Origin of the sequence: Saccharopolyspora elongata (genome assembly GCF_004348985.1) — a bacterium.
In the GTDB taxonomy this organism is placed as follows: domain Bacteria; phylum Actinomycetota; class Actinomycetes; order Mycobacteriales; family Pseudonocardiaceae; genus Saccharopolyspora; species Saccharopolyspora elongata.
In genome coordinates, this window is sequence record NZ_SMKW01000022.1 from 86,183 (window position 1) to 105,136 (window position 18,954).

Below are 18,954 nucleotides of genomic sequence, written 5' to 3' on the forward strand. Positions count from 1 at the left end.
CGGGAAGCGAGGTCGGATGGGAGGATCGGTGATGGACACGATGAGCCTCGCGGCAGACGGGTTGGTCGGCTACGCCACCTCCGTGGCGGAGAATCTCGGCGTCGACGTCTTCGAGATCGACATCAACCTCGATGTCGATCTCGCGACCGTGATCATTCTCGTTGATTCCCAAGTACCGGTGTTCGAGGAGTTCCCGCTCCTGCTGACCTGGGATGAGGTGAGCGGATGGGCGCTGCGGATCGACACCGACGGCTGCGGCGGGACCGCGACGCTGGAGTTCTTGGGCGAGGACATCCTGCCGGAATCCGCGTCGGTGCGGGAGTTCCTTTGGGACGCTGTCCGCGGGAACAGCCCCGGCGTGCTCGCCTCGCCCGCGTTCCGGCTGCCGAACGCGTGTGACGACATGGAGCAACGGCTCGCACGGTTCTGCAACTGACGACGGCGGCGGCCGGAATCCAATGTGGCCTGTTGAGGTGCCCGGAAGGTGTTCTTCGTGTCGTCTGCGGGTAGTCGATGTGGGTGGAAACCCTGTGAGGGGGTGCGAACGATGCCGCAGCAGGCCTGGAACAAGAAGCAAGAGCGGCAGTACGAGCACATCAAGGAACAGGCTCAGGAACGCGGGTCGAGTGCCGGACGTGCGAAGGAGATCGCTGCGCGGACCGTGAACAAGGACCGGGCGCAGCAGGGGCAGGCGCGGCAGCGGAGCGAGACGTCGACCCAGGACATGTCCCCGCAGCGGCGAGGTGGGAAGAGGTCGGGCAAGCGGGAGGGCCCCGGTGGCCGGACCAAGCAGCAGCTGTACGACGACGCCCGCCGCCAGAACATCAAGGGTCGCTCGAAGATGACCAAGGAACAGTTGGAGCGTGCTCTCAGCCGCAGCTGACCCAGGAAGTGCCCTGGCGGTCGCCTAGGTCCAGAACCGGGACGGCGTCGGCCGCTTGACCGCATCGGGATCGGGCGCGAGCCGACCGGCCACCACGATGCCGTAGATGGCGTGGTCGAGCGCGATGATGAGACGGCCGAGCAGCCGTCGACGGGTCGGGCGCACGGCCAGCAACGGCGCGATGACGGCCTCGAACCCCAGCCAGATGATCAGGCCGTACGCCGGGCCGGACCAGGGGAGCGATCTGATCTTCCGCGGCAGGACGTGGTACCCGAGCCCGGCGAATGCGCCGAAGGACCAGTGCGCGGCCGCGGTGAGCGCGGTGCGGCTTTCCACGGGCAGTTGCTGGACGGGCTCCGGCGCGTGCTTGCCGACTATCGCTTCCGGAGGTGTTTCCTCGACGAGGCCGACGTTCCCGGTGAGGGTCCGGATGCCGGTCATCGCCATGGCACCGACGAGTCCCCGCGCCCCGGCGCGGACCAGGTCTCGGGTCTTCGAGTGCTGGGAACGTGACACCGGGCCACCTCACAAGATCTGTCCTGCCGGGCCGAACACCCACCGGCTTACCCACCGGAACGGACCTCAACCGCACGTGGTCGTCGTGCTCAGGGGCGTTGACCGACACCCGTGGCGAGCTCGTGCAGGCGGCCTCCCGGGACGCGCGGCGCGAGAGGCGGGGTTTTGCCGCCTGCGGCTTCTCGCAAGCCGTGGAGGAATCCTTCGACGGCGTCCGTGGAGCTGTGCCGCGGGAACCAGCCGAGTTCGTCCCGGGCTCGCGACACATCCATGACGGGAAGCCGCAGGAAGGCGTCGAACAGGCCCGGCGACGCGGGGACGAGGTGCAGGTGCCAAGCGGCGGATAGGACGCTCTTGGCGATGCGGGACGGAACACCCACCGTCGGCTTGCCGAAGAGCTCGCCCAGCACACCCGTGTCGATCAGCGGATCCGCGGCGATGTTGAACGCTCCGGCGCTGGTGGAAAGCGCGGCGAGCCGGTACGCCTCGCCGACATCGTCGCTGTGCACCGCTTGGAAACGCATGCCGCCCGGAGTCGGCAGGGCCGGCAGCAGGTCTGGCCTGACGAGCCGGTTGATCAGCATGGGCCCCAGGAAGAGCCGTCGTTGCTGGGATGCCGATTCCGGTTTGAAGCAGAACGCGGTCCGCATCCGGACGACCCGGATGTCCTGGTGCTGGAGTTCGAAGGCATCGAGGTACCGCTCCAGGTACGCCTTCTCCCTGCTGTACGCCGCGGCGGGCCACCCGTGGGTCGGCCACGACTCGTCGATCGGCCGCGCGTCCGGCCCCGGGCTGTAGGCGGCGATCGAAGACCCGTGCACCAGGGCCGGGACACCGGCCGCCGCGACGGCGTCGAAGACCCGTATGCCGCCGAGCACGTTGTTGCGCCAGGTCGTGATCGGGTCGTGGGTCGGCTGGAACAACCAGGCGAGGTGGACCACCACGTCGGCCGAGGCGAAGCGCGCCACCAGATCGTCTTCGGTGACGTCCGTGCGTTCCCAGCGCACCTTCGAGCTGGTGACGGGTGGCTCTCGCCGTGACAGCGCGATGATGGTGCCGACCGCGGGATCCCTGTCGAGTGCGTCGACCACGCTGGTTCCGATGTTTCCGGTCGCCCCAACGACGACAACGCGCTGGGGGCTCTCGGGCGCCTTCATCGTTGGTCTCCTCCTTGGCCCGGTGCTGCTCCCGTCGTATTCACGGCTTCCCCTCATGGGAAGCGGAAGTGACGACAACTCCGGCTACCCGGCGAAATTCTCGGGTAACCGCTGAGCTCGTGTGGCCGAGGAACCGGTCCTGTCGCCGTCCACGTCGTGAACGCTCGACACCGGCTGTCGATAGCGCTACACCTCGACCAGGTTCGCTCAAGCGAGCTCGTCATCTGCGTGACCGAGTTCCACGGCCGCCGAGTAGAAGGCGTCCAAGCCCATGAGCAGGGCATTTCGGCTCCGCGCGCTCATCTGCTGAAGTACTGCCGCGAGGTCCGCTTTTCGAGCACGCCGGAAGCGCTGCACGAAACGCCGTCCGTCAGGGGAGAGCTGCAGGACGATCTCACGACGGTCGATGGCGCTGCTTCGACGTACGAGCAGACCGGCTGTCTGAAGGCGATCGCACAAGCGACTGGTGACAGAGGGGATTGAGCCGAGCTCGTCGGAGAGCCCGGCGAGATTGATCGAAGGGTGACGATCCACCACGATCAGGGCGCGCAGTTGCAATGCCGAAACCTCCGGCCGGACGCGTTCCGCACTGCGTGCCCAGACCACGACGAGCGCCCGGGCTGCAGTCTCGATCTCGTCGAGGAGATCGGCTGGTGGTAGATCAGGCTGACGTACCAGGGTCGTTTCCCTTGCTTCAGCACACGATCACCTCAGGTGATGCATCCATTGTCTCACGCGAAGGGCTGGGAGAATCCCGTGCAATGACAAGGTGAAGCGTTCGCCGAGGTTGCAGAGAAGCAACGAGATCCGCAGCGGAGCTTGAGCAACGCCCTGCGCGAACGTTGAACCGACGGCATGGGCACGCCTACGGCCGGGGCGTTGTGAACGGCTGGATGTTCAGGACGCCTCTGCTCGCCGGCAGATTCGTTGCTGGTGAGCAAGGTGTTCGGCTTCGTTGTCCGACTGCACCAATTGCGCTGGAGTGACCTGCACGCGTGGAGAAGCGGGGGCGACTGAGGGACACGAGACCACATGCCCTGTGACACACTCGAAGCATCGTGTTGAAGCGTCCCGAATCCGATTTCGATGTCAGGCCACGCCCTGGCCGAACACGATCGGCAGGATGATCGGAAAGAGGTTCCCATGGCTCAGACCAGTGGCGCCCACGCCGGTTCGGAGGCCAAGAACGAGAGCAGGGGCGTGCCGCAGACCCGGGCCGGCGGCGAAAGCCCCGCCAGGCTCGCGAACGACACATCGCAGGGCAGGACCAGCATCGCGGCGCTGGTCGTGCAGAAGATCGCAGGGATCGCCGCCAGGGAGATCGCGGGTGTGCATGCCATGGGTGGCGGGGTGTCCCGCGCGTTCGGTGCGATCAAGGAACGGATTCCCGGAGCTGGAACCGGCACTTCGGCCGTCTCCGGGGTGCAGGTCGAGGTCGGTGAGAAGCAGGTCGCGGTCGATCTCGACATCGTCGTGGAATACGGATCATCCATCGTCGATCTGGCCCGCTCGGTGCGGCGCAACGTGATCAACGGCGTGGAGCGGATGACAGGTTTGGAGGTCATCGAGGTCAACATCTCGGTAAACGACATCCACCTGGAGGCGGAGGAATCAGCGGAGCCCGCCCCCTCGCGAGTCGAGTGACTCCTTGCGCACCTCGGTCTGGTTCGCTCATGGGAAAGCGCCGCCGGCCGCAGGACCGGTGAGCACGATCTTCTGATCCTGCTGGCCGTCTACTGGCTGGCGTTCCACAAGTCCCGCGGAATCAGGGGCTGACGCCGAAGGTGCTGGGTTGCGGAACAATCCCGTTGCCACAGGGCAAACGACCGAGCGACCGGACGACAGCATCGCACCGGGTTGCCGCGCGGACATGGCATCAATCCGAGTGGGGCAACGGGGAGCTGTTCGATCATTCCTGGTCCTGAATGGACGATCGTCAGCCGGTCTTTCTCAATGGGCCGCCCGTGACCAGGTGGGCGGCCCATTCCGCACCGCCACGCCAACCTGTTCTGAAATCATCTCTTGCTGAAGTTGCGCGTCGTTGTTCTGATGCTGGTGATCCTCGTGTGACTGTCGCGCTTCCTGCACTTTCGCGTTGGTATTGTACACGCTCGCGGTTGCCGGGACGGGCACGGGTTGTCAATGCTGCCGGCGAGCGTCGGGTTTCGGCATGTCTGCACGTTCTGCGGTGACTACCAACCGCGGACGCTCCTCGGGCGGGACATCCTCCAGGCGGCCGTCAGAGAGGATCTTCGACGCTGCCGCAACGATGTCTGCGATCACGTGCAGGCCCCCACGGATGGCTGCTGCCGCGTTCGGGGTGCGGATCAATGCGCCAACGTCGACCAGGCTTCGGCTCACCCAGGGCGCGTTGATCTGGGCGACCACCACGATTTGAACGTTCTCGTGCTTGTGAGGCTGCTCTGGGACGTGCTCAGAGTCGTGCGTGCTTAACATGATCTGCCGCCTCCGAGGCCCTGGCGCTGCCGGATTGTGCGAGCGATTCCACCGTGGGCATACCCCTGGGGAAGCGACCATATCGGCGCGGCAGGAGAAACTTTCCGCATGCAGCGTTGGGCGCATACTGGTGGCGAGCGCGGTGTCCGTGCTGTGCCGGACACCGCGAGGCGCTAGTGATCAAGGATGATGCCCGAAGGGCATCGACATCCTTGGAGGAGAGGTGCAGCGCCATGACGTGGTTTCCTCGCCTGCTCGGCATCGGAACGGCCGCGGCCGGTGCAGTCGTCGTGCTGCGTCCGGAGGCCCTCGCGAGTGCCTGCGGGATGGGTGATTCGGACGGGAACGTCGCGCCGACCACCGCGGTCCTCTGCCGTGGCATCGGTGTACGAGACGTACTTTCCGGGTTGGCAATGACCTTCGCGCCGAGTCCGGAAACGCTGCGGCTGGCCGTCGTGGCCCGTGCGACGGCCGACCTCGGTGACGCAGCGGTACTGGATCTTCTGCCCGGCGATTCGCAGACGCGGAACATCGCGGCGACGTTGGCAGCCGGCCGCGGTGTGCTGTGCGCGCTGAGCGGCCTGACCATTCGTTCTGACGCAGCGGACGAAGAAGTCGTGAAGTCGGCAGACGACCAGCAGACCTACGGGTGGAGAAGAGGTCACCGCGAGGGGCGCGTGACCGACCGGAGGTCTCCCCTGCGGCGCTGGGTGAGGGAGATTGTCGAAGAGGAGCTTCGAGATGCGGACCTGGTCGACTGACCTCTCTCGGTGTTCGCGCTCGAAGCTGTTCATGGAATTGGAAAGTCACGCTTCGCTTGCCGTGGAAACGATCTCGGATGCCTCGGCGTGGTCTCGATCTTGTTCTCGCGGGAAGCCCACTCGATCACGAAGTTGTCCCGTGGCAATGGGTTTGGGCGACTAGTAGGAGGGTAGCCACTCAAGACAATCGCCGTAGCGGCTCGGCAATATGTCAACACGGGGGGAGCCGTTCGGTTTTACGGGCGACCGGCCCGCCGGAGACGCCCGCAGGAGGTTGATCATGAAATCCGGACCGCAGATCGCGCTCGCAGTTGCGATCGGTTACGTCCTCGGGCGCAGTCGGAAGATGAAGCTCGCGATCGCGACCGCCGGGGTGATGGCAGGGCGGCGCGTCGGGGTCAATCCCAAGGATCTCCTCGCGCAGGGGGGCAAACTGATCGCAGGATCCCCCGAGTTGAAGAAGTTGACGGGTGAGGCGCGTGAGCGCCTGATGGACGCGGCGAAATCCGCTGCGATCGCGGCGGCGACGAACAAGATCGACTCGATTGGCGACAATCTGACCAAGCGGGCCGCCGGTTTGCGGGCTTCCAACGTCGGCGAACAGGCGGCTGGTCTTGGTGAGCAAGCGGCCGGACTCGGCAAGCGCGCGTCTGGCCTCGGCAAGCGGACCGCCGGGGAAACTCCCGAGGAAGACGTGGACGAGGGTGAGGCGGCAACCGAGGAGCAGGAGGAAGAGCGAGCTGCGGTGCCGTCACCGCGAAGCACCGAGCATGCCCGCGGCCGGACGGAAGAACGTTCGGCATCGGCTCGCGCGAGCACGCGTCGCTCTGAGCCGAGTGGTCGGAAGGGTAGTTCCACGGCGCAGAAGGAACCCGAGTCACGGTCGAAGGCCACCGAGCGCGCCAGGTCGACGGCCAGCAGTGGGGCATCGGCCAAGGCTGCGGGCCGCTCGAGCGGCCGGGCAGGGAGCAAGACCGGCTCCGGAACGTCGACTCAGCACAAGTCGGGAACGAGTTCCAAGTCGTCCACCACTAAGAAGTCGTCTTGAGCGTAGCTGAGGTGATGACCATGGCGGAGCAGACCGATGGGCGTCGTTCCGGTTCTCGCGGGTTGTTGAGCGAGCTGCCGCTCGAACCGTTGAAAGCAGGATTTCAGGATTTGTTGACCGCAGCCGGGGAACGGGCGGCTGGTTTCGTCAGCGACAAGGTCGAGGACATGACCGAAAAGCTCGTGGAGTCGGCTGAAAGCGGTGGTGCCGGGTTGATGGCCGCAATGACGGGGGGTAAGGCGTTGGCTGAGGGAGGATCCCCGGTCAAGTCGGCGCTGAAGGCCGGCTTCTCCGGATTGAAGGAAAAGGCAAAAGAGAAGCTGGGCATGGGTGGAGGCAAAGGGGGGAAGAAGGGCAAGGCCAAGGTTGTCAACATCATCGAGCACAATGATGTGGGATTGCCGCTTCGCGTTGTGTACGACCAGTGGACCAGGTTTGAAGATTTTCCTGACATGACGAAGAAAGTTCTCAGCGTGGACCAGGAGTCCGACGAGAAGGTCAACTGGAAGGCGCAGATCTTCCTGTCGAAGCGAAGCTGGGAAGCCACTATCGTCGAACAGGTGCCCGACGACAGAATCATCTGGACTTCGACAGGCGCGAAGGGGACCGTGGATGGATCGGTCACGTTCCACGAGCTCGCGCCGAACATGACGCGAATCCTGCTTGTCCTCGAATACTATCCGCAAGGATTCTTCGAGAAGACGGCGTACATGTGGCGTGCGCAAGGGCGCCGTGTGCGAGCGGACTTCAAGTACATCAAACGGCACATGATGACGCGGACGATCTTGGAACAGGACAAGATCGAAGGATGGCGCGGCGAGATCCGCGACAGGGAGGTCGTCAGGACTCACGAGGACGCCCTGCGCGAGGAGGAGGAAGGATACGGCCGCGAACCCGCCGAGGAAGAAGAGGAATACGAAGGCGAGCGCGCCGAGGTGGATGAGGAGCCCGAAGAAGAAGAGGGCGAAGAAGAAGGCTACGGCGACGAGGAAGACGAGGCCGAGCGAGACGAGGACTACGCCGAAGCGGATGAAGAGGCCGAATCCGAAGAGGACGAAGGATACGAGGACGAAGAGGAGTACGGAGACGAGGACCAGGAGTACCGGGAAGGTGACGAGGGCGACGAAGAAGATGAGGAGGAACGCGGAGGGCGTCGAAGTGAACGTGTGACATCCAGTCGGAGAAGGTGATCGCATGACCGTCGCAAGCATGCAGGGCGGCGGCGGGTCCCCGGTACAGCGGGGAACTGGAGGGACTCTTGCAGACGTAGTCGAGCTCATCCTCGACAAGGGGCTGGTCATCGACGTGTTCGCGCGTGTCTCGCTCGTAGGGATCGAGATCCTCACGGTCGATGCGCGCGTCGTCGTGGCCAGTGTGGACACCTACCTGCGCTTCGCTGAAGCGACCAACAGGCTGGACCTGGATCAGAAGGGCGGCAAGGACCTTCCAGAGCTCATGCAGGGCATGACGGAGAGCGGTGCGAAAGGTAAGACCAAGGGAATGATCGACGCGGCCAAGGACAAGTTCGACGAGTTCCGCGGTGCCGACGAGGGCGACAGGAGAGAGAAGCAACCCGTACGGCGCAGGGAATCACGCAGTCGGGAGCGTGAATGATGGCCACACGCGCAGAACGAGGCGATCAGGTCCTACTAGGACAGGAAGACGGCGTCGATCGCGGCGTGTACGTGTACGGGATCGTCGGCCACCGGGAGAAGCTTCCGGACGATCTGCCCTCGGTCGGAGATGGCGAGGAAGAGGTGGACCTGGCCTCGTACGGCAAGCTCTCCGCCCTGGTCAGCGAGGTGCAGCTCGCTCGTCCGCTAGGGACGCGCGAGGATTTGCTCGCGCATGAACGGGTACTCGACACCCTCGCGGCGGAGGCGACGGTGATACCGATGCGCTTCGGATCCGTCGTGAGGACCAGGGAAGCCGTCGTCGACGAGCTCTTGGCACCCCATCAGGGGCATTTCGAGGAAATGCTCGAAGAGCTCGCCGGGCTGGTGCAGTTCACCGTTCGCGGCCGGTACGCGAACAACGCGCACCTCCGTGAGATCGTTTCCGAAGAGCCCGAGATCCAGGAACTCCGCGCCGCCCTTCAAGGGCTGCCCGAGGATGCGGGCTACGCCGAGCGCTTGAGGCTGGGCGAGCTGGTCAACAACGCGGTGGTCAGGAAACGTGAAGTTGATACCGAGACGCTGATCAGCTCTCTCGAGAAGTTCTCCGCTGCTTCCGCTTCACATGCGGTCGCGGGTGAGGACGACGCCATGCACGTCGCGTTCCTTGTTGATCGCGAGGCGGTGGCGCAGTTCGAGCAAGCAGTGGATGATCTCGGACGGCAGTGGGATGGGCGCGTCAACTTGCGGTTGATCGGGCCTCTCGCTCCCTACGACTTCCTGCCGGAGACCTGACATGGGGCTCATCACCGGACTGCTCACGCTTCCGCTGGCACCGGTCCGAGGTGCCGCATGGGTGGCTGAGCAGATCAAGCAGCACGCGGAGCGGCAGTACTACGACCCCGCCTTGATCCAGCGCCAGATAGCCGACGTCGACGACGCGCACGCCGCCGGCGAGCTGACCGATCACGAGCGCGACGAGCTGCAAGCGGACCTGCTGGCAAGGCTGTTCGAAGCGCAACGCCGACGTGACGCTGGGGAGATGTGACTCCGGTGGCCACCACGCGGGACGACGACGCCCGGGACCGCGAGCCACCTGCTGAGCGCCCTCGGCGACCTCGGCCGCGGCAAACGGGATCGAAGGCGTCGGCGCCACGCGACGACCGTGCAGAGAAGGACCGCGAGCCGCAGCGAGTGCGTCGGGAACCGGAAGGTGAAGAGGACAGGCGAGGTAGTGCTGATGGGGGACGTTCGCTCAAGGCAGCCCAGGCCGCCCAGCTGGCCGTCCGCCAAGTGCATGAACTGACGGGCAGGCAGCCAGAGAGCGTCACCTCGCTCGAGCGCGTGGAAAACGGCTGGCGCGTAAGCGTCGAGGTGGTCGAGAGCCACCGGGTTCCGGACACGGCGGACATCCTGGCGGTGTACGAAGCGGAGCTGGACCAGGACGGCGACCTCCTTTCCTACCGCAGGGTCGATCGCTACTCGAGGGGACGAGGCGACGAACGATGAACGGGCACGATCGCGAGGAGCGGATGACGGCACCGGAGGTTCGAGGCGGCGGGGCGCGGGCACCCGCCTGGTACGGACAGCGCGCGGCACCACCTGCCAGACAGGAGTCCGCGAATCTCGCGGACATCCTCGAACGCGTCTTGGACAAGGGGATCGTCATCGCCGGTGACATCCAGGTGAACCTGCTCGACATCGAGTTGCTGACCATCAAACTCCGGCTCGTGGTCGCCTCGGTGGAACGCGCCCGCGAGATGGGGATCGATTGGTGGGAGCACGACCCCACTCTGTCGTCCGGCCACCGCGATCTGGCCGAAGAGAACCGGCAGCTGCGCTCTCAGGTCCGGGCGCTCGAGTCCGAACGCGGCACACCGCAGGGCGCGATAGAGCAAGACGAAGACGAACAACGCCGTGAGCGTCATCGAAGCGCACCTCCTCGGCGCACCTCTGAGGAGCAGGACCGTGGCTGAAACCTTGTCCTACGTTTACGCGATCTCCCGGAAGGGCGCCGACCTGCAGCCCGGAGCCACGGGGATCGCCGGGTCGGAGGTTCGGCTGGTCAGCTCTGGCGAGTTGACGGCGTTGGTCAGCACGGTGTCCGCTGAGGAGTTCGGCGAGCAAGGGCTGCGGAAGAACTTGGAAGACCTGCGGTGGCTGGAAAGAACGGTGCGCGAGCACAATCGCGTCGTCGACGCAGCAGCTGCCACCTCGACCGTCGCGCCACTGGCGTTGGCCACGGTCTACTACAACGATGCTCGGGTCCAGGCTGCATTGACCGAACAAGCGCCCATGTTCCTCGACGTCCTGGAGCTGATAGCCGGCCGCACGGAGTGGGGGGTCAAGGCATACGCGGACCTCGTCGGGAGTACGTCCGGGGAACCTGCTGAGCCGGAGACCGGCGAGGGTGAGCGCCCGGGACAGGCTTACCTCCGCAAGATCCGGGAGCAGAGGAAGGGGCGGGCCGAGGCAGAGCATGAAGCAGTGGAGCGAGCAAGTGAGATCCACGATGCCTTGAGCGAGCTCGCTCACGCGAACCGCGTGCACCCGCCGCAGAATCGCGACCTCGCGGCCTATCGAGGCTTGATGGTGCTCAACGGTGCCTACCTGGTCGACGACGCGCGGACCGAGGAGTTCACCTCCGCGATCGACGAAATCAAGAGCGGAAGCTCCCTGCAGATCGAGCTCACGGGGCCTTGGGCGCCGTACTCGTTCGCGGTGGTATCTGCGGAGAGGCAGTGAGCGCGGCGATGACCACAGGACAAGACGTCAGCACGCGAACTGTTCGGGATGCTCGTGAGATCGCGCTCGTCGACCTTCTCGACCGGCTGCTGGCCGGCGGAGTGGTGCTCACCGGAGACGTCACCATCTCCTTGGCTGGAGTGGACCTGGTGCGGGTCTCGTTGCGGGCCATCATCACATCGATCCAAGAGAGCACGATGAACGTCGACTCCTGGGAGCGGGGCAGCGATGGGTGAACCGTCCGGAGAACAACGGATCGGCCGGTCGGGAAGACTGCAGCACCGCATCGAAACCGATGCGGAGTCGGTCCAGCGCGATCTGGTCCGGCTCGTGCTGACCATCGTCGAGTTGCTGCGCCAGCTCATGGAGCGCCAGGCCTTGCGCCGAGTCGACCAAGGCACGCTCGATGATGAGCAGGTCGAAGAGCTGGGGCTGGCCCTCATGAAGCTGGAACAGGCGATGACGGAACTGCGCGACCGATTTGAGCTCTCCGCCGACGATCTCAACCTCGACCTCGGTCCGCTCGGCCCCCTGCTGCCGCGGGACGACCAGTGATGGTCACCTGGCAGCGCGTTCTTGTGGACATCGCGAAGTGGGCCGCACACCAGCGGGGGTGCGCGGCCCACGAAACATGTGACTAGCCGTCTTGGTCGGGTTTCTTGTCCTTGTGCCCGGTGACGGCATCCTTTACCTTGTCCGCCGCCTGCTTCAGAGCACTCGTAGTCTGCTCGCCCTTGCCTGCGGCTTCTTTCTCCTTGTCGCCGGTGGCTTGACCGAGCTTCTCCTTCGCCTTGCCGGCAATTTCTTCGGCCTTGTGCTTGGCCTTGTCGCCTGTGCCCATGTCATGCTCCTTTGGTACGGCTGCTGAGACCCCGCACGCCTTCGCGTAAAGCTCAACCCGATGGTCTTGCGAAGTCGCTCCATGCTTACCCCCGACGCGTTGGTCGTACACCTTGAGGTACTTGTGACGTGTGACACTGCTGTTGTGCACGGATTGCTACGAGGCTGGAAGTAGGCAATAGGTTGCCGCTCGACAACCTATTCGGATACTCGTCCATTGCCCGGATTCCCGTTGTGCGGTCCCGGGTACCCGATGGAAACTCAAGGTTCGGTGATGGCCATGATTCGGATCAAGGTGGCACTGGCGAACCTCGTCAGGATCTTGCTCGGCTGGTGGGGTGGGGTGAAACCGGCCTTGAGGCGCCTCGGCCGCAAAGCATTCCAACGGATTCGAACGGTGTCCGCGGCACTCGCGGGTGCTTTCGGAAAGCTTTCACGGGCAGTGCCAGGTGTGGTGCGCGGGCGAAGGTTCGGGTTCTCCGGGAGTGCCAAGAAATCGAGAAGCGTTTTCGGGCGTCGTTCCAGTCGAGGAAGGCGCTCGGGGCGGGCAGGTGCGAGTCACAGGAAGCGAATGAAACTCCGGGGCGGCAAGAGATAGTCGCGTGTTCGCCTCCGATCGGCAGAGGGATCCCAGGTCGGAGGCGATTCTGGAAAACGGGGTTGATGTGAGAGAAGCAAATGCCCCTCCGGGGCGGCGAAAGGAACAGACCGGGGCGGTCATCGGCGATCGAAGTGGGCGGGATGAGTCCCGATCGCAACGAGAAATCGCATCGTCCGGACGAGCCCACAGGCGGCCGACGTTCGCGTCGGCGGAGTCGACCGCCGGAAACGTGGCCGATCGCAGCGGTGCACCCGCTGAGGTCGGCGAGGGCATGGCAGTTGCGATGGAGCGGTTGGAGAACAGCCTCTTGCGCCTCGTCCGCGCCGCGGTCGAAGCCTGCGCACAGCTCATCTCGACGAAGATCGAGAGAGCGGTCGGCAAACTCGCCGAACGCGCGGACAAGTCCGGGCCGGTGCCTGGGGCTGCGCTTCGGGCGGCGCGGGCAGCGCTCCTCGGGAAGAGTCCGGTCTGGGCGGCGATCAAGGGTGCAATAGCCGGAATGAGCTGGCAGACCAAGCTCATCTTGGTGGCCGCGATGATCTTGTTGCCCATCCTGCTGGTCGTGTTGGGCGTGGTCCTCCTGCTGGTGCTGATCGTGCGTGCCGTTGTGGTGGCGTTCCGCGCGGCAACGCAGCGAGGTTGAGGCACTGCTTGATCGTGCCTCACTGGATCGGGCGATGCTTGAAGGTATGAACTCGCGAATGGCGTCCGGCTCCCTGCGGCTGAAGAATGGGTTGCAACCGTTGGCACGTGTGGCGGCATCGCTGATTTGGAGCTCGAGACATGATAAAGATCAACGCTTATCTGGCCACGCTCCTTGGCTATTTGCTGCGCGTCTGGGGCATGGCCAAGATCGCATTGCGCCTCGTTCGAAAGACTGTCCAGGACGTGCTTAAAACTCGTGCGTCGAGGCGTCACGGCAAACGCAGGTTCACCCGGAGGTCAAAGGTCCACGAGCGGCGGATGGTGCTTTTGCGGCGCACGAGCATGGTGGCAGCGGGGAGCGCAGCAGCGGCTGCCATGGCGTACGTCGTTTACCGCATGGTGCGTTCGTCGAAGGAACCGGAGGAACGTCGGCTCGGGCGGGAGGAAGCCCCCGAAGAAGCCGAAGCATCGACTGACGAGGGTGCCCGGCCGGCCGGGGAGACGTTCCCACCCGAGGACGCCATCCCGGCAGCCAGGGCAGCCGAAACGACCAGTACCGGGAAGCGAGGTCGAATGGCCCGGCTTCGTGGTTCCCGCTGACGGCCGACGATTGCCGACCTCGCAGGAGTCACGCGCTCGGCCAGCGATGCCGAGACGCCTACGCGATCACGGTGCGGCTACTTCTCGACGACGGTGACCCTGGCCGTCTCTCGTGGCGGCGCTTGTTCGGGTAGTTCCACGCTCCCGCCTTGGTGAGCGCGGGTTTCCCGAATCATGTCGCGGATCTCGCTCAAGAGCAGGGCTTGAGCCATCGTCGCCCAGTACAGCGCTTCATCCTTCGGCTTGATTTGTTCGGCGGCCGCTCGTGCCCGGGCAAGAGCTCGGTCCGGATCGGTGACGATCTTGCTGGTCTTGTTGTCCTTGGCCATGACCACGCAATACCCGCGGCCGCGATCATCAACACCGCGGCGCGCCGAGTCCGTGATCGTGAAGTCGAGGGGGTCGGCCGGCGAAACGAGGAGGGGAGGCGGTGGTGATGGCCAAGGAAGAGACCGGGAAGCGGAGTCGTGAGGACGTCAGCACGGAAGGGAGCTGGGCAACCACGTCGGGACGAGTCAGAGAGGCTGCACCGACGGCTGAGGTCGCCGAGACCGAGCACGGTCGCACGACGATCGCCGCTGGGGTGGTGCAGAAGATCGCTGCAGTCGCCACTCGCGAAGTCTCGGGAGTGGCGGCACTCGGTGGGGGAGCGGCCCGGGCATTCGGCGCGATCCGGGAACGGATCCCTGGCTCGAGCGCTTCGCAAACGTCGGGGGTGGCGGTGGAGGTCGGCGAGACGCAGGCTGCCATCGACCTGGACATCACCGTGGAGTACGGGTCCGCGCTGGTGGATCTGGCGAGGGCGGTGCGCCGCAACATCATCACCGCGGTGGAGCGCATGACCGGACTGGAGGTCGTGGAGGTCAACATCGCAGTCACCGATATCCGCCTGCCCGGTGAGGAGAAAGCCCCCGCGCCCACCCGGGTCGAGTGATGATCTCCGTCGGGCCGGGAGCACAGAACACAGAGGAGGAGCGTGCCGGTGAAGGCTGCCACCGTGGTGCCCGGAAAGCCGGAGCTGTCGGCGGTCACCGAGCTGCCCGATCCCGTTCCGCAGCCGGGCGAGCTACTCGTGCGAGGACTGCTGGTGGGGTTCTGCCGCCTTGATCGTGATGTCACCGAACATGCGCATGGTGCCTTGCCGCCGGGGCAGGACCGCATGGTCCTCTTCCACGAATCCGTCGGCCAGGCGATCCACGCTCCTGCGATCAGCGGGTTCCAGGATGGCGACTACGTGGTCGGTGTCGTCCGGCGTCCGGACCCGCAGCCGTGCGAGGCGTGCGCCGCCGGGCAGTGGGACTTCTGCCTCAACGGTGAGTACACCGAACGCGGTATCCGGGGCCTGGACGGATTCGGTGCTCAGCTATGGACCGTCGAGCCCCAGTTCGCGATCAAGGTCAGTCCTGGGCTCGGCGCTCTGGGCGTGCTGACCGAGCCCGCATCGGTGGTGGCCAAGGCGTGGGAGCAGGTCGACATGATCGGTCGACGCGCCTACTTCGCTCCCCACCGCGCGCTGGTGACCAGGGCTGGACCGATCGGCCTGCTCGCCGCGCTGCTAGGCGTCCAGCGCGGCTTGGAGGTGCATGTCCTCGACCAGGTCGCCGAGGGGCCGAGACCCGATCTGGTCCGTGCGCTGGGCGCCACCTACCACACCTCGCTGGACGATCTGCGTTGCGAACCGGAGGTCGTGATCGAGACGACCGGATCCGGCAGGCTGGTGTTCGAGGTCCTGCAGCACACCGCGCGCAACGCCATCACCGTGCTGACCGGTCTCGCGGGCCACCACCGCACCATGCCCTTCCCCGCGGAGGCAGCGATCGACAACGAGTTGATGCTGGACAACGACGTCGTTGTGAGCAGCGTGAACGCCAACCTGCGCCACTACAAACAGGCCGTGCAGGCGTTGGCCGCCGCAGATCGGAACTGGCTGGAATCCTTGATCAGCCGCCGGATCCCGTTGCGCAACTGGACCGATGTCTTCGACACGGGACCTGACGACGTGAAGGTCGTCGTAGACCTCCAAGCCTGACACCAGCACCCTGACGGCTTCGATCCCGGTCGAATCCCGTTGCAGCGGCACGGGATACCGCGCGGGGTGGAGCGTTGACATGGCGAACGATCGAACCGCGGCCGTGGCGGTCGCGAAAGCGACCATTGTGGACGAATGGCAGGCCAGACGGGCCGTCGCGGTTCTTCTTCGGGCCGCTCGGCGACCACGCGCGGAGCCGTAGCAGCGCGTCGAGGAAGAGCGCGACCGGGAACGCGATTGACGCCGCGCCTGATCGGGTAGCCGAAGGCGCGTACCGGCGTCCGGCCTCGGACGCTTGCCGTCGATGTGGTTTGTCGAGGTGCTGTGATGGCGCAGAAGGTGTCGGACTACGTGCTGTCGCGCCTGCGCGAATGGGGCGTGGAGAACGTCTTCTCGTACGCGGGAGACGGCATCAACGGCCTGCTCGCCGCTTGGGAGCGGGCCGGCGACCGGCCTCGGTTCGTGCAGGCCAGGCATGAGGAACTGGCCGCGTTCGAGGCCGTCGGGTACGCGAAGTTCTCCGGCCGGGTCGGGGTTTGCGCGGCGACCTCCGGGCCGGGAGCGATCCACCTGCTCAACGGGTTGTACGACGCGAAGCTCGACCACGTGCCGGTCGTGGCGATCGTGGGGCAGCAGGGGCGCAGTTCCCTCGGCGGCTCCTACCAGCAGGAAATCGACCTGTTGTCGCTGTTCAAGGACGTGGCCGGCGAGTACGTCCAGATGGTCACCGTCCCCGAGCAGCTGCCCAACGTGCTCGACCGGGCGTTCCGGATCGCGCAGGCGCGCCGCACGGTCACCGCGGTGATCATCCCCGGCGATGTCCAGGACCTGGAGTACTCGCCGCCGGCGCACGCGTTCAAGATGGTGCCCTCCAGCCTCGGAGTCTCGCGCACGCACATGGTTCCGCCGCGCGAGGACGTGGAACGAGCCGCGGAGGTCCTCAACGCGGGCGAACGCGTGGCGATGCTCGTGGGCCAGGGAGCCCGCGATGCGGCGCCGGAAGTCGTCGAGGTCGCCGATCTTCTCGGCGCAGGCGTGGCGAAAGCGTTGCTGGGCAAGGACGTGCTCTCCGACGAGGCGCCGTTCGTCACCGGAGCCGCCGGGTTGCTCGGCACCCGCCCGTCGTACGAGCTGATGCGCGACTGCGACACCCTGCTGGTGGTCGGTTCCAGCTTCCCGTACAGCCAGTTCCTCCCCGAGTACGGGCAGGCGCGCGGCGTGCAGATCGACATCGATCCCAGCATGATCGGCATGCGCTACCCGTTCGAGGTGAACCTGCTCGGGGACGCCAAGGACACGCTGCGCGTGCTGCTCCCGCTGTTGCGCCGCAACGAGGACCGGGCGTGGCGGCGGACCGTCGAGCGCAACGTGCACGACTGGTGGGAGGTCATGGAGCGGCGGGCCGGCGTCGAGGCCGACCCGGTCAACCCGGAGCAGGTCTTCCACGAGCTGTCGCCGATGCTGCCGGACGACGCGATCATCACGTCCGATTCGGGCTCGGCGGCGAACTGGTACGCGCGGCACCTCAAGATCCGCGGGCACATGCGGTGCTCGCTGTCGGGCACCCTGGCGACGATGGGCCCGGGCGCCCCGTACGCGACGGGCGCGAAGTTCGCGCACCCGGACCGGCCGGTGCTGGCGCTGGTCGGCGACGGCGCGATGCAGATGAACGGCATCAACGAACTGATCACCATGGGCCAGTACTGGCGGGAGTGGGCGGATCCGCGGCTGGTGATCGCGGTGCTCAACAACCAGGACCTGAACCAGGTGACCTGGGAAATGCGGGCGATGAGCGGCTCCCCGCAGTTCCTCCCGTCGCAGCGCATTCCCGACTTCGGCTACGCCGCCTTCGCCGAGCTGGTCGGCTTCCACGGGATCAAGGTCGACAGCCCGGGCGAGGTTCGCGGCGCGTGGGAGCGGGCCCTGGCCGCGGACCGGCCATGCGTCGTCGAGTTCGTCACCAGCCCGTCGATCCCGCCGATCCCGCCGCACGCGGAACTGGACCAGATGGAGAACGTCGCGGCGGCCCTGCTCAAGGGCGATCCGGCGGCGTGGTCGGTGGTCCGGGAAGGCGTGAAGGCGAAGGTCCAGGAGTTCGTCCCCGGCCGCGGGCGACGCCGTTGATCGAAGGCGGGCCGGTGCGGTCGCACCGGCCCGCCTGCCCCATAGCCCGGGGCGACAAGCCACGCCTGTCCTCAGGGTCGAGAGGAGCCTGCTGGACACCTCTGCCCCGCGTACGCACACCAGGGGCAGCGCCACGACGTCAGCGAACACCCACCGATGGCGGTCGGTCTCCTGCTGCCCGAAGCGAGCGCGGCGGATTCAGGTGGCGGGCGCGACCGTGCGCTTCTCGTTCACCTCGCCGTCAAAGCCGTGGATGACCACGTCACCGCCACCGGTGCGCCGGGCTTTGTCCGCCGCCTCGGCGATGGCCCCGGCCTGGGTCCTGGTTCGCGACTCCGTCTTTCCAGTGCTCGCGTCGACGACTTTCCAAGTGCCTTCGGCGTGGTCGCGAACGACATGACGTTCTGCCATGGCGCCCTCCGGAAAATCGGGCACTGTCGACTCAGGACTACCCGGAGCGTCGTGCCCGACACCTGCAGGGCTCACTCCGGTCAGCGGTCGGTCGAACCCTCCTGGGCGCGGACGACTTCCTCCTGCAGCACCCGGGACTGCTGGCGGGTGCGGATCCGGCCCAGCGTCCAGATCGTCACGCCGTGCGCCACCGCCAGGACCAGCAGCAGGACCCCCAGCCGCGCCACCACGGTTTCCGGCGCGCTGCCGAGGTCCATCGGCACGACGGCGATCAGCGCGAGCAAACCCAGCGCTGCCAGGTGGAACACGACCACGACCAGTTGGTTCACCGAATCCGCGGCGGCGGAATCGCGGGCGGTCGACTGCAGGTAGGTCGTTCCGCTGCGCCGGATCAGCTGACCGTCGGCGACCACCAGCGCGGCGCCGACGACGAGGAACACCATGAACGAACCCACATCCGGCATCGGACTTCCCTCCAGTTCCACTCGGAACGGATCGTTCACCGAGCGCTACCCGGAGCGCGG

The 18,954-nt window shown here is 65.9% G+C and carries 27 protein-coding genes; 19 read left to right on the forward strand and 8 right to left on the reverse strand.

Features of this window, described 5'->3' with window-relative positions:
- Positions 1–31 precede the first annotated feature (31 nt).
- A complete protein-coding gene (locus E1288_RS18240; protein WP_235883632.1) occupies positions 32–436 on the forward strand; it encodes a DUF6292 family protein in 405 nt (134 codons plus the stop codon).
- Positions 437–547: 111 nt separating this feature from the next.
- The gene (locus tag E1288_RS18245) at positions 548–883 is read left to right on the forward strand and encodes a plasmid stabilization protein (RefSeq protein ID WP_132486609.1); all 336 of its coding nucleotides are present in this window, start codon (positions 548–550) and stop codon (positions 881–883) included.
- Positions 884–907: 24 nt separating this feature from the next.
- Here the strand turns inward: E1288_RS18245 and E1288_RS18250 are convergent, their stop codons facing one another.
- The 3 genes from E1288_RS18250 to E1288_RS18260 form a co-directional block, all read right to left on the reverse strand.
- A complete protein-coding gene (locus E1288_RS18250) occupies positions 908–1,399 on the reverse strand; it encodes a hypothetical protein (RefSeq protein ID WP_132486611.1) in 492 nt (163 codons plus the stop codon).
- 89 nt (positions 1,400–1,488) lie between these two features.
- A complete protein-coding gene (locus E1288_RS18255) occupies positions 1,489–2,556 on the reverse strand; it encodes an NAD-dependent epimerase/dehydratase family protein (RefSeq protein ID WP_132486613.1) in 1,068 nt (355 codons plus the stop codon).
- Between the two features lie 207 nt (positions 2,557–2,763).
- Positions 2,764–3,162: a MarR family transcriptional regulator gene (locus tag E1288_RS18260; RefSeq protein WP_207954415.1), complete on the reverse strand. Its 399-nt coding sequence runs from the start codon at positions 3,160–3,162 to the stop codon at positions 2,764–2,766.
- A gap of 537 nt (positions 3,163–3,699) precedes the next feature.
- Between E1288_RS18260 and E1288_RS18265 the strand changes: the two genes are divergently transcribed.
- Positions 3,700–4,200, forward strand: coding sequence for an Asp23/Gls24 family envelope stress response protein (locus tag E1288_RS18265; RefSeq protein ID WP_132486617.1), 501 nt, complete (start codon positions 3,700–3,702; stop codon positions 4,198–4,200).
- A 495-nt stretch (positions 4,201–4,695) separates the two neighbouring features.
- Here the strand turns inward: E1288_RS18265 and E1288_RS18270 are convergent, their stop codons facing one another.
- Complete coding sequence (locus E1288_RS18270; protein ID WP_132486619.1) at positions 4,696–5,013, reverse strand: hypothetical protein; 318 nt, start codon at positions 5,011–5,013, stop codon at positions 4,696–4,698.
- Positions 5,014–5,189: 176 nt separating this feature from the next.
- On the opposite strand from E1288_RS18270, the gene E1288_RS18275 reads away from it, so the two are divergent.
- From E1288_RS18275 to E1288_RS18325, 11 genes are all read left to right on the forward strand, one after another.
- Positions 5,190–5,774 (forward strand): hypothetical protein, encoded by a 585-nt coding sequence (locus tag E1288_RS18275; protein WP_132486621.1) that lies wholly within the window; start codon positions 5,190–5,192, stop codon positions 5,772–5,774.
- Between the two features lie 280 nt (positions 5,775–6,054).
- A complete protein-coding gene (locus tag E1288_RS18280; RefSeq protein WP_132486623.1) occupies positions 6,055–6,822 on the forward strand; it encodes a hypothetical protein in 768 nt (255 codons plus the stop codon).
- Positions 6,823–6,842: 20 nt separating this feature from the next.
- The gene (locus E1288_RS18285) at positions 6,843–8,012 is read left to right on the forward strand and encodes an SRPBCC family protein (RefSeq protein ID WP_235883633.1); all 1,170 of its coding nucleotides are present in this window, start codon (positions 6,843–6,845) and stop codon (positions 8,010–8,012) included.
- Between the two features lie 4 nt (positions 8,013–8,016).
- A complete protein-coding gene (gene gvpJ, locus E1288_RS18290) occupies positions 8,017–8,436 on the forward strand; it encodes a gas vesicle protein GvpJ (RefSeq protein WP_132486625.1) in 420 nt (139 codons plus the stop codon).
- A complete protein-coding gene (locus E1288_RS18295) occupies positions 8,433–9,230 on the forward strand; it encodes a GvpL/GvpF family gas vesicle protein (protein ID WP_235883634.1) in 798 nt (265 codons plus the stop codon). The genes gvpJ and E1288_RS18295 overlap by 4 nt, the downstream gene beginning before the upstream one ends.
- 1 nt (position 9,231) lies before the next feature.
- The gene (locus E1288_RS18300; RefSeq protein ID WP_132486627.1) at positions 9,232–9,483 is read left to right on the forward strand and encodes a gas vesicle protein GvpG; all 252 of its coding nucleotides are present in this window, start codon (positions 9,232–9,234) and stop codon (positions 9,481–9,483) included.
- A 146-nt stretch (positions 9,484–9,629) separates the two neighbouring features.
- On the forward strand, positions 9,630–9,944 hold the full coding sequence (locus E1288_RS18305; RefSeq protein WP_207954416.1) for a gas vesicle protein GvpO: 315 nt from the start codon (positions 9,630–9,632) through the stop codon (positions 9,942–9,944).
- 23 nt (positions 9,945–9,967) lie between these two features.
- Complete coding sequence (locus tag E1288_RS18310; protein WP_235883636.1) at positions 9,968–10,411, forward strand: gas vesicle protein; 444 nt, start codon at positions 9,968–9,970, stop codon at positions 10,409–10,411.
- Positions 10,353–11,180, forward strand: coding sequence for a GvpL/GvpF family gas vesicle protein (locus E1288_RS18315; RefSeq protein WP_235883637.1), 828 nt, complete (start codon positions 10,353–10,355; stop codon positions 11,178–11,180). The genes E1288_RS18310 and E1288_RS18315 overlap by 59 nt, the downstream gene beginning before the upstream one ends.
- Before the next feature lie 8 nt (positions 11,181–11,188).
- Positions 11,189–11,416, forward strand: coding sequence for a gas vesicle protein (locus E1288_RS18320; protein WP_132486633.1), 228 nt, complete (start codon positions 11,189–11,191; stop codon positions 11,414–11,416).
- Positions 11,409–11,735, forward strand: a complete 327-nt coding sequence (locus E1288_RS18325) for a gas vesicle protein K (protein WP_132486635.1) — start codon at positions 11,409–11,411, stop codon at positions 11,733–11,735. Before E1288_RS18320 ends, E1288_RS18325 begins: the two co-directional genes overlap by 8 nt.
- An 82-nt stretch (positions 11,736–11,817) precedes the next feature.
- Here the strand turns inward: E1288_RS18325 and E1288_RS18330 are convergent, their stop codons facing one another.
- Positions 11,818–12,021 (reverse strand): CsbD family protein, encoded by a 204-nt coding sequence (locus tag E1288_RS18330; protein ID WP_132486637.1) that lies wholly within the window; start codon positions 12,019–12,021, stop codon positions 11,818–11,820.
- A gap of 883 nt (positions 12,022–12,904) precedes the next feature.
- Here E1288_RS18330 and E1288_RS18335 point away from each other — a divergent pair.
- Together E1288_RS18335 and E1288_RS18340 are read left to right on the forward strand one after the other, a co-directional pair.
- Positions 12,905–13,264 carry a hypothetical protein gene (locus E1288_RS18335; RefSeq protein ID WP_132486639.1) on the forward strand — a complete coding sequence of 120 codons (360 nt, stop codon included), beginning with the start codon at positions 12,905–12,907 and terminating at the stop codon, positions 13,262–13,264.
- Between the two features lie 140 nt (positions 13,265–13,404).
- Positions 13,405–13,866, forward strand: coding sequence for a hypothetical protein (locus E1288_RS18340; RefSeq protein ID WP_132486641.1), 462 nt, complete (start codon positions 13,405–13,407; stop codon positions 13,864–13,866).
- 77 nt (positions 13,867–13,943) lie between these two features.
- Here E1288_RS18340 and E1288_RS18345 read toward each other — a convergent pair whose 3' ends face one another.
- Positions 13,944–14,195: a hypothetical protein gene (locus E1288_RS18345; RefSeq protein WP_132486642.1), complete on the reverse strand. Its 252-nt coding sequence runs from the start codon at positions 14,193–14,195 to the stop codon at positions 13,944–13,946.
- Positions 14,196–14,302: 107 nt separating this feature from the next.
- Between E1288_RS18345 and E1288_RS18350 the strand changes: the two genes are divergently transcribed.
- The 3 genes from E1288_RS18350 (at position 14,303) to E1288_RS18360 (ending at position 18,019) form a co-directional block, all read left to right on the forward strand.
- Positions 14,303–14,800: an Asp23/Gls24 family envelope stress response protein gene (locus E1288_RS18350; protein WP_132486643.1), complete on the forward strand. Its 498-nt coding sequence runs from the start codon at positions 14,303–14,305 to the stop codon at positions 14,798–14,800.
- Positions 14,801–14,848: 48 nt separating this feature from the next.
- A complete protein-coding gene (locus E1288_RS18355; protein ID WP_132486644.1) occupies positions 14,849–15,895 on the forward strand; it encodes a glucose 1-dehydrogenase in 1,047 nt (348 codons plus the stop codon).
- A gap of 327 nt (positions 15,896–16,222) precedes the next feature.
- Complete coding sequence (locus E1288_RS18360; RefSeq protein ID WP_132486645.1) at positions 16,223–18,019, forward strand: thiamine pyrophosphate-requiring protein; 1,797 nt, start codon at positions 16,223–16,225, stop codon at positions 18,017–18,019.
- 198 nt (positions 18,020–18,217) lie between these two features.
- Here the strand turns inward: E1288_RS18360 and E1288_RS18365 are convergent, their stop codons facing one another.
- The gene (locus tag E1288_RS18365) at positions 18,218–18,430 is read right to left on the reverse strand and encodes a DUF2188 domain-containing protein (RefSeq protein ID WP_132486646.1); all 213 of its coding nucleotides are present in this window, start codon (positions 18,428–18,430) and stop codon (positions 18,218–18,220) included.
- 80 nt (positions 18,431–18,510) lie between these two features.
- Positions 18,511–18,894: a hypothetical protein gene (locus tag E1288_RS18370; RefSeq protein ID WP_132486647.1), complete on the reverse strand. Its 384-nt coding sequence runs from the start codon at positions 18,892–18,894 to the stop codon at positions 18,511–18,513.
- Between the last annotated feature and the right edge of the window lie 60 nt (positions 18,895–18,954).